Raw genomic sequence first — 3,470 nt, 5'->3', positions numbered from 1 at the left:
GCGATGCCCTGACGGGACTTGCGCCAGGCTCGTGACATGAAAAAGCCCCTGCCATTCGGCAGGGGCTTTTTCATGTCAGCAGCAGTCATCGCATCGCGCGATGACTGCCGTCTGTCTTCAAGGGTCAGATCAGAGGATCAGGCCAGTGCCTTCTCCACGACTTCATACAGGTTGTTCGAGAGCTTCTCGCCACGGATACGCTCAAGCTCTGCCTTCATCAAGTCCTGACGCTTGGCATCAAAACGCTTGTAACGCGTCAGCGGCGTGATGATGCGCGCCGCGATTTCCGGATTCAGACGATTGAGCTCGATGACCACATCCGCCAGCAGACGATAGCCTTCGCCGTCGAGACGGTGGAAGTTGACGCGGTTCTGGCCGGCGAAGGCGCCGATCAAGGCACGCACCTTGTTGGGGTTGGTCAACGAGAAGGCCGGGTGCTCCATCAGGAAGCGCACGCGGTCCAGCACATCGGCCTGCGGACGCGTGACCTGGATCGAGAACCACTGGTCCATCACCAGCGGATCATGCGACCAGCGCTCGGCGAAGGACTTGAGCGCCGGGTCACCCAGGTCAGTGCGTGAGGAGTGCACCAGCATCGTCAGCGCGGCACGCACATCGGTCATGTTGTGGGCCGCCGCCAGCTGGGCCTGGGCCAGACGCACGCCCTCCTCGTCCTCGATGCTCATCAGATAGCTGAGCGCGGCATTCTTGAGGCTGCGACGCGCCATCTGCTCGAAGGTCGGCGCGTAGTCGCCCTGCTGCGCATTGGCGTGATAGAGCGCCACGAAGTCGTCGCGCAGCGCACTGGCCAGCTGCGCCTTGGCGGTCTTGCGCGCCCAGTGGATGGCATCGACATCGACGACACTCTGCTGCTCGGCGATATAGGCCTCCGAGGGCAGCGTCAGCATCTCGGCCAACACCGCACGATCGGAAGCTTCACTCTGGAGCAGGAAGCGATAGGCGGCCAGCAGGCGCTCATCCAGCTGGGCCTCCTGCTCGCCACGCTGCCAGGCCGCCATCAGGTCTTCAAGCGCTGCCATGGCCAGACGCTGACCGGCATCCCAGCGGTTGAAGCCATCGCTGTCGTGCTGCATCAGGAAGGCCAGCTGCTCGCGACTGTAGTCAAAGGCCAGCTTGACCGGCGCCGAGAAGCCACGCAGCAGCGACGGCACCGGCTCGGCATCGCCGGCAAGACCGGTGAAGACGAAGGTCTGCTCGGCCTCGGTCAGCTCCAGCACGGTTTCCGTGCCCAGCGCTTCGCCGTCGAGGGTCAGCGTCAGATCGCTGCCATCGGCACCGACCAGCCCCATGCGCACCGGGATCACCAGCGGCAGCTTCTCCGCCTGCCCCGGTGAAGGCGGCGTGGACTGACGCAGCGTGAGGGAATAGGTGCCTGCCTGGGCATCGAAGGTGCCACTGGCGGCGATGTTCGGCGTTCCGGCCTGGGAGTACCAGCGCATGAACTGGCTGAAGTCGCGGCCGGAGGCTTCGCTCATCGCGCTGATGAAGTCCTCGATGGTGGCGGCGCTGCCATCGTTGCGCGCGAAGTAGAGATCACTGCCACGGCGGAAGGCCTCTTCCCCGAGCAGATTGGCGACCATGCGCACCACTTCGGAACCCTTCTCGTAGATGGTCAGGGTGTAGAAGTTGGAAATCTCGATATAGGACGCCGGGCGCACCGGGTGTGCGGTGGGGCCGGCATCTTCGGCGAACTGCGCGGTACGCAGCATGGCGACGTCTTCGATACGCTTGACCGGCGCCGAGTTCATGTCGGCGGAGAAGGTCTGGTCGCGATAGACGGTGAAGCCTTCCTTCAGGGACAGCTGGAACCAGTCACGGCAGGTGACGCGGTTGCCCGACCAGTTGTGGAAGTACTCATGCGCGACCACCCCTTCGACGCGCTGGAAGGCGGCGTCGGTGGTGGTATCGGGGTTGGCCAGCACGCAGGCGCTGTTGAAGATGTTGAGGCCCTTGTTCTCCATCGCGCCCATGTTGAAGTCGTTGACCGCGACGATCATGAAGATGTCGAGATCATATTCGCGACCGTAGACTTCCTCGTCCCACTTCATGGAGGCCTTGAGGGAGTTCATGGCGTGCTGGGTCTTGTCGAGATTTTCCGGCTCGACCCAGATTTCCAGAGCGACGTCACGGCCACTCATGGTGGTGAAGCTGTCGTCATGCTTGACCAGGTCTCCCGCCACCAGCGCGAACAGATAGCACGGCTTGGGATGCGGGTCTTGCCAGGTGACGAAGTGACGACCGCCCTCGCGCTCGCCACGCTCGACGGGATTGCCGTTGGAGAGCAGGATCGGGTAGCTGTCCTTGTCGGCGATGATGGTGGTGGTGAACACCGACATCACGTCCGGGCGGTCCGGGTAGTAGGTGATGCGACGGAAGCCTTCGGCCTCGCACTGGGTGCAGAACATGCCCGAGGACACATAAAGCCCTTCCAGCGCGGTATTCGCGGCCGGGTCGATCACCACCACCGTCTCGAGCTCACAGTTGGCCGGCAGGCCGGCCAAGGTCAGGTGAGTCTCGTCGAGCTTGTATTCATCACTGGCGAGCGCTCGCCCATCGACACGCACGGACTCAAGCGTCAGATGCTCGCCATTGAGCACCAGCGGCGGCGTGGCATCACTGCCCACGGCGGCATCGGGATTGGCCTCGAGGGTCAGCACGGTCGTGACACGGGTCGCCGACGGTGCCAGATCAAACGTCAGGCGGGTGTCCAGCACACGCCAGGCGGGTGCCTGATAATCGGCAAGATGAATCGCTGCAGGTTGTGACATCAAAGACTCCGCAATCAGCGCCGCGGGAGAGGACTCCTCACGGCAGGAAGACAGCGGACAGCGAGGGAGCAGACACCTCACCTGCCCGCGATGAAGCGCTCATTCGCGCGGAAGGGATTCGCCACTGACGGCAAGGTTCGCCCCCTCGCCCTTGGGCTCCGGGCGCGTGGCCAGCCAGAGTGCCAGCAGCGACAGGAAGACCAGCAGCGAGACCTTGACGGCCAGCACTGAGACGGTGAACAGGATGATCAGCATCGAGACGGCCAGCATGCTGACCGCCATGATGCGCGCGCGCAGCGGAATGGCGCGTTCGCGCTCCCAGGCCACCAGCGTCGGCCCGATCTGGGGATGTTCACGGATATAGCGCGCAAAGCGCGGGGAGCCTCGGCTGGCACAGGCCAGCGCCAGCAGCATGAAGACGGTGGTGGGCAGCAGCGGCAGAAACATGCCAGCGAAGCCGATGCCGAAGAACAACCAGGCCAGGCCAAGCCAGCAGATACGCTTCATGCGCCGAAAGATCATCATGTCGGTTCCTCACCACCTGCGGTCACACACCGTGTGCTTCCTGCTATCAGTCAAACGCCAAGTCGTTCATGGGAAAAGTACTTTCTGACTATCCGCCTGATAGCAACTGCGTGCATGGTAACGGGCTTGCCGATATCGCGAAAGGCCACGCCCCCC

2 protein-coding genes are annotated in these 3,470 nt (G+C 63.3%); both read right to left on the bottom strand.

Features of this window, described 5'->3' with window-relative positions; all coding sequences use genetic code 11:
• Positions 1–137: 137 nt before the first annotated feature.
• On the bottom strand, positions 138–2,789 hold the full coding sequence (gene pepN, locus AC4FAH_RS07485; protein WP_490245831.1) for an aminopeptidase N: 2,652 nt from the start codon (positions 2,787–2,789) through the stop codon (positions 138–140).
• 99 nt (positions 2,790–2,888) lie between these two features.
• On the bottom strand, positions 2,889–3,314 hold the full coding sequence (locus AC4FAH_RS07480; protein WP_225996323.1) for a YbaN family protein: 426 nt from the start codon (positions 3,312–3,314) through the stop codon (positions 2,889–2,891).
• Positions 3,315–3,470 lie beyond the last annotated feature (156 nt).

Source organism: Cobetia sp. (assembly GCF_983723665.1).
The sequence above is the reverse complement of the archived record's forward strand: the minus strand, read 5'-3'. Positions and strand labels throughout refer to the sequence as shown.